The 6,286-nt window shown below is 71.3% G+C and carries 5 protein-coding genes; 4 read left to right on the forward strand and 1 reads right to left on the reverse strand.

The genetic code is table 11. The annotated features are described in order from the left end of the window. Positions 1–135: 135 nt before the first annotated feature. Complete coding sequence (gene panB, locus GKQ77_RS25250; RefSeq protein ID WP_219691236.1) at positions 136–1,017, reverse strand: 3-methyl-2-oxobutanoate hydroxymethyltransferase; 882 nt, start codon at positions 1,015–1,017, stop codon at positions 136–138. A 216-nt stretch (positions 1,018–1,233) separates the two neighbouring features. Between panB and GKQ77_RS25255 the strand changes: the two genes are divergently transcribed. The 4 genes from GKQ77_RS25255 to GKQ77_RS25270 all read left to right on the forward strand — a co-directional run bounded on the left by GKQ77_RS25255 (position 1,234) and on the right by GKQ77_RS25270 (position 6,131). Continuing rightward, a complete protein-coding gene (locus GKQ77_RS25255; RefSeq protein WP_219691237.1) occupies positions 1,234–2,832 on the forward strand; it encodes an MFS transporter in 1,599 nt (532 codons plus the stop codon). Positions 2,833–2,909: 77 nt separating this feature from the next. Then, positions 2,910–3,509 carry a TetR/AcrR family transcriptional regulator gene (locus tag GKQ77_RS25260; protein ID WP_308117782.1) on the forward strand — a complete coding sequence of 200 codons (600 nt, stop codon included), beginning with the start codon at positions 2,910–2,912 and terminating at the stop codon, positions 3,507–3,509. Positions 3,510–3,727: 218 nt separating this feature from the next. Further along, positions 3,728–4,756, forward strand: a complete 1,029-nt coding sequence (locus tag GKQ77_RS25265) for an endonuclease/exonuclease/phosphatase family protein (protein ID WP_219691238.1) — start codon at positions 3,728–3,730, stop codon at positions 4,754–4,756. A 163-nt stretch (positions 4,757–4,919) separates the two neighbouring features. Then, entirely contained in the window at positions 4,920–6,131 is a 1,212-nt protein-coding gene (locus GKQ77_RS25270; RefSeq protein ID WP_219691239.1) for an MFS transporter, read from the forward strand. The last annotated feature ends 155 nt before the right edge of the window (positions 6,132–6,286 follow it).

Genomic DNA, 6,286 nt, shown 5'->3' on the forward strand with positions numbered 1-6,286 from the left:
AACAGGCGGCCCCGAGGGGCGAGGGCCCGCCCAACCGCCCAGGGGCGAGAAAAAGCAGCCCGTCGGCGGGGGACGACCAACGGGCTGCCATGGTGCCGCAGTGGTCCTACGCCGGGACGGCCGCCACCCCGCGGCCTACCGGACCGAATGCTCCTCCGCCGGGAACGCCCCGCCCACCACATCCTCCGCGAACGCCCTGGCCGCGCCGGCCATCACGCCCCGCAGGTCCGCGTACTGCTTCACGAAGCGCGGCATCTTGCCGCCCGTGAGGCCCAGCATGTCCGTCCAGACCAGGACCTGCGCGTCGCACTCGGCGCCCGCGCCGATCCCGACGGTCGGGATGTGCAGGGAGCGGGTGACCTCCGCCGCCAGGTCCGCGGGGACCAGTTCCAGGACGACCGCGAACGCGCCCGCGTCCTGCGCCGCCTTGGCGTCCCGCAGCAGGCGGTGGGCCGCCTCCTCGCCACGGCCCTGGACGCGGTAGCCCATGGTGTTCACGGACTGCGGGGTCAGGCCGAGATGGGACATGACGGGGATGCCGGACTGGACGAGGAGTTCGGTCTGGGCCAGGGAGCGTTCGCCGCCCTCCAGCTTGACCGCGCCGACGCCCGCCTCCTTCACCAGACGGGTCGCCGAGCGCAGCGCCTGCACGGCGCCCTCCTGGTAGGAGCCGAACGGCAGGTCGCCGACGATCAGGGCGCGCGAGGTGCCCCGCACGACCGCCGCCGACAGCATGGTCATCTCGTCAAGGGTGACGGGCACGGTGGTCTCGTACCCGAGGTGGCAATTGCCCGCCGAGTCCCCGACGAGCATGACGGGGATGCCCGCCTCGTCGAAGACGGACGCGGTCATCGCGTCGTAGGCGGTGAGCATGGGCCACTTCTCGCCGCGCTCCTTGGCGGCGGTGATGTCGCGCACAGTGATGCGTCGCGTGCCCTTGCCGCCGTACAGCGCCTTGTCGCTGTCGGGGCCTCGCTGGGCGTCGGCGCTCTTCTGGGCAGCCGGAAGCTGCGTCATCGCAACGGCTCCTTATGTCATCTCGAGGCGCCCTGACGGCGTCCCCGGATCCCCTCCATGGTGGCACCACGTGCCGCCCCGGGGCTAGTGGCCCCACAGGTAATCCGCTAATCCGCTCGTCCGTTCGATTCGCCGGGCGCCCCGCCGGTTGCTCCGTCGGTAAAGTTCTTCCAATACGAGACGGTCTCGTATCGAAATTGACCTACGCTGGTCCGTATGTCAACTTCCGCCATCCCCGCCCCGCCCCGCATACCGGAGGCCGTGCACCGGCGCCGCTGGGCGATCCTCGGCGTCCTGATGCTGAGCCTGCTGATCGTCGTACTCGACAACTCGATCCTGAACGTCGCCATCAAGACGATCTCCACCCCCGAACCGACCGGACTCGGCGCGACCCAGGGCGAGCTGGAGTGGGCGATCAACTCCTACACGCTCGTCTTCGCCGGCCTGCTCTTCACCGCGGGCCTGCTCGGCGACCGGCTCGGCCGCAAGAAGGTCCTGATCGCGGGGCTCGTCGTCTTCGGCATCGGCTCCGCGTTCGCCGCGCAGTCCGGCTCGCCGGTCCAGCTCATCGTGTTCCGCGCGCTGATGGGCCTCGGCGCCGCCTTCGTGATGCCCGCCACGCTCGCCGTCCTTATGAACGTGTTCGAACGCGAGGAGCAGCCCAAGGCCATCGGCATCTGGGCGGGCGGCGTCGGCCTCGCCATCGCCATCGGCCCGATCACCGGCGGCGTGCTCCTCGACCACTTCTGGTGGGGCTCGGTCTTCCTCATCAACGTACCGATCGTGATCGTCGCGGTCGCCCTGATGATCTGGCTGGTGCCCGACTCGCGCGACCCCGAGCCGGGCCGCGTCGACCTCGTCGGCGTCGCGCTCTCCGTCGTCGGCCTCGTCCTGCTCGTCTACGGCATCATCAAGGGCGGCCAGCTCGCCGACTTCACCGACCCGGCGGTCCTCGGCACCGTCCTGGCGGGCCTCGCCGTCCTCGTCGCCTTCGTGCTGTACGAGAAGCGCTGCGACCACCCGTCGGTCGACATCTCGTATTTCAAGAACCGCGTCTTCTCAGCGGCGATCAGCGCCATCGCGCTCGTCTTCTTCGCGCTGATGGGCGTGACCTTCTTCTCGGTCTTCTACACCCAGAGCGTGCGCGGCTACTCTCCGCTGCAGACGGGCCTGTTGATGCTGCCGCTCGCCGCGGCGCAGCTCATCTTCGCGCCGCGCGCCCGCCTGGTCGTCGACCGCTTCGGCGTACGGGCCGTGTGCACCGGCGGGCTGCTCCTGGTGATGGCGACGCTCGCGTCCTTCACGATCCTCGACGCCGATACGCCGATCTGGATCCTTGAGGTCATCTTCTTCCTCATGGGCACCGGCATGGCGCACATCATGACGCCCACCAGCGTCGTGATCATGCAGGCCCTGCCGCGCGAGAAGGCCGGATCTGCCTCCGCGCTCAGCAACACCTTCCGCCAGGTCGGCGGCGCGCTCGGCATCGCGGTCCTCGGCTCGGTGCTCTCCACCGCCTACCGCAACGGCGTCGAGGAGAAGCTGACGCTGCTCCCCGAAAGCGCCCGGCACACCGCCGGGGAGTCCATCGAGGCGACCCTGGGCGCCGCCGCACGGCTCGGGCCCCGCGGCGAGCCCCTGGTCGCCGCCGCCAACGACTCGTTCCTGCACGCCATGCACGTCACGGCGCTGTGGGGCGCGGGCGTCGCGGTGATCGGCTCGCTCGTCGTCTTCCTCTTCCTGCCCGGGCGTACGCCGAAGGAGCCCCGCCCCCAGGAGAAGGAGGCCGAGCCGGTGGGCGCGGCAGGGCACTGAGGGAGCCGAGCGGCCGCGGGGGGAGGCGGCTGAGGGAGAATCGGCCCGGCAACAGGCGCGGAGAGAGCGGAGACGACGTGGTCCACATCGCCAAGGGCGGCCGGGGGCGGCCCCGGAGCGAGGCCGTGGAGCAGGCCATCATCGAGGGCGTGGTGCGGCTCCTGGAGGACGGCGTTCCGCTCGCGGACCTGTCCATCGAGCGGATCGCCAGGACCGCGGGCGTCGGCAAGGCCACCATCTACCGGCGCTGGGACGGCAAGGAGGCCCTCTTTGTCGACGTCCTGCGCGTCTTCGAGGAGCCCGACCCGGAGCTGCCGGGCACCTCGATGCGCGACGACCTCGTCTGCCTCCTGGAAGGGCTGCGCCGCCGCGGCCTGAACATGCGCTCATCGGCGATGCTGCACAACGTCTTCGCCCAGATGAAGGCGCTGCCCAAGCTCTGGGACGCGTACCACCGCACGGTCGTCGACCCCCGCCGCCGCCTCACCCACGAGGTGCTGCGGCGGGGCGTCGCGGGCGGCGAACTGCGCGCGGACGTCGACATCGAGATGGCCAACGACCTGCTGGTCGGCCCGATGTTGCTGCGTACGATCATGCGGCCCGACGCGCCGCTCGACGCCGACCTGGCCGAACGGATCGTCGACACCGTGCTTGAGGGCCTGGGCCCTGCCGTGTGAGTCCCGGGCGCTCTGGGCCCCGCCCGCGCCGCCACGCGCGAGTATGCGCATTTCGTCACAGCGGCCGCTCGCTCGCCCTGTTCAGGAACCTGCCGTGCCACCCCGCTCGTCCTGGTGCCTGTACGGCCGTCGTGGACGGCAGGGACGACACCGATCATCGCCTAGGGTTTCAGGGGCGGACCGACGGTGTGTACGGCAGTCAGTGAGGCGACGAGGGTATGGCGCAGGCGTATATGACGGAGACGGGCAACGACGGCTCGGGGCCCGAGCGTCCGGGGTCCCGGTTCCGACGCCTGCTGGACGGCTGGCGCGGCGACCCGGGCATCTGGAAGCGCGGGCTGATCACCGCGGGGGCCGCGGTCCTCATCGCCCTTGTGATGCTCTTCCACGCGCAGATCCCGAACGGCGTCGGCAACCTCGGCAGCCTCACCGAGACCTTCCTGCCGTGGCTCGGCGTCTTCATCCCGGTGCTGCTCGTCGTCGCCGTGGTCCGCAAGTCCGCCACCGCGCTGATCGCGCTGCTCCTGCCCGCGATCATCTGGCTCAACTCGTTCGGCGGCCTGATCAGCGACAAGTCGGGCACGGGCGGCGACCTCACGGTGGCCACGCACAACGTCAACGCCGACAACGCCGACCCGACGGGCACCGCCCGGGACGTCGCCGCGTCCGGCGCCGACGTGATCGCCCTGGAAGAACTCACCGCGGACGCCGTCCCCACGTACGAGAAGGCCCTGTCCGGCCAGTACAAGTACCACGCGGTGGAGGGCACCGTCGGCCTGTGGAGCAAGTACCCGCTCGCCGACACCCGTCCCGTCGACATCAAGCTGGGCTGGACCCGCGCGATGCGTTCGACGGTCGACACCCCCAAGGGCGAGGTCGCCGTCTACGTCGCGCACCTGCCCTCGGTACGCGTCAAGCTCGACGCGGGCTTCACCGCCAACCAGCGCGACAACAGCGCCGACGCGCTCGGTGAGGCCATCGCCGACGAGCCGATCGGCAAGGTCGTCCTGCTCGGCGACCTCAACGGCACGATGAACGACCGCGCGCTGAACGCGGTCACCTCCCAGATGCGGTCCACGCAGGGCGCGGCGGGCAACGGCTTCGGCTTCAGCTGGCCCGCGTCGTTCCCGATGGCCCGCATCGACCAGATCATGGTCAAGGGCGTCGAGCCGGTCTCCTCCTGGACGCTCCCGGAGACGAGCAGCGACCATCTGCCGATCGCGGCGAGGGTGGACCTCTCCTCTTGAGACGGTCGTTCTTGACGTGCTCGTCTTGAGACGGTCGTTCTTCACGTGCTCGTCGTCCGGTCTTGACCTCGCGGAATACTGGGTGCGGGAGAGTTTGTTCCGTAAGTAAACTTATGGATTCCCCTCGCTCGCTCCCCCCTGCTTCCGTGGAAGGTACCTCTTCATGCCCCTGGCCCTGCTCGCCCTCGCCGTGGGCGCCTTCGGCATCGGCACGACCGAGTTCGTGATGATGGGCCTGCTGCCCAACGTCGCCGACGACCTGCACATATCCATCCCGACCGCGGGACACCTCGTCTCCGCGTACGCGCTCGGCGTCGTCATCGGCGCCCCGCTGCTCGCCGCCGTCACCGCGAAGCTGCCGCGCCGCCGCGTCCTGATCGGCCTCATGGTGCTCTTCGTCATCGGCAACGCGCTCTCGGCGGTCGCCCCCGACAACACCTCACTGCTCGCCGCCCGCTTCCTCAGCGGCCTGCCGCACGGCGCCTTCTTCGGTGTCGGCGCGGTCGTCGCCACCGGACTCGTCGCCCCCGAGCGCAAGGCCCGCTCGGTCTCCCTGATGTTCCTCGGCCTGACCGTCGCCAACATCGTGGGCGTGCCGGTGGCCACCGCCATGGGGCAGCAGCTCGGCTGGCGCGCCACGTTCCTCGCGGTGAGCGCGATCGGCCTCGCCGCCATCGCCGCGCTCGCCCTCCTCGTCCCCGCCGACCACGGCCACGGCGACGCGGTCGGTCTGCGCGGGGAGCTGCGGGCGCTCGGCAGCGTTCCGGTGTGGCTGGCGCTCGGTACGACCGTCGCGGGCTTCGGGGCGCTCTTCGCCGCGTACAGCTACATCACGCCGATGCTGACGGACGCGGCGGGGTACGCCGAGTCCAGCGTCACGCTGCTTCTGGCGCTGTTCGGGGTGGGCGCCACGGCGGGCAACCTCCTCGGCGGCCGCCTCGCGGACCACTCCCTTCGGGGCACGCTCTTCGGCGGGCTCACCGCGCTCGCCGTCGTCCTCGCGCTCTTCCCGCTGCTCATGAGTGCCGGGTGGAGTGCGGCGCTCGCGGTCATGCTGCTCGGCATGGCGGCGTTCACGACGGGGTCGCCGTTGCAGCTGATGGTCATGGAGAAGGCGTCGGCGGCGCCGTCGCTGGCCTCCTCCGCCAACCAGGTGGCCTTCAACCTCGCGAACGCGGGCGGCGCGTGGATCGGCGGCCTCGCCCTGGCGGCGGGCTTCGGCGTCACGTCTCCGGCGGTGACGGGGGCGGTGCTCGCGGTGCTCGGGCTCGCGGTGGCGGGGGCGGCCTTCCTGGTCGACCGCCGGAGCGCGTCGGCGCCGGCCCGCCTGGTCGCCGCGGGGCCTGCGCGGCGCCGGGAGCCGTCTGCTCGGTGAGGGGGGCCTCTGCGAAGGGTGCCCCCGCTCCGCGCCGGACCTCTCCCACCTGCCCGTGCACCCGGCGCCGGGAGGCTGACCCCGGCGGGGCCGCCCCTCCCCGCCGCTACGCGGCGAAGCTCCCTCACCCGTTCACCCGGCACCGGCGTCAGGGC

The organism is Streptomyces anatolicus, assembly GCF_019400875.1.
In the GTDB taxonomy this organism is placed as follows: Bacteria; Actinomycetota; Actinomycetes; order Streptomycetales; family Streptomycetaceae; genus Streptomyces; species Streptomyces anatolicus.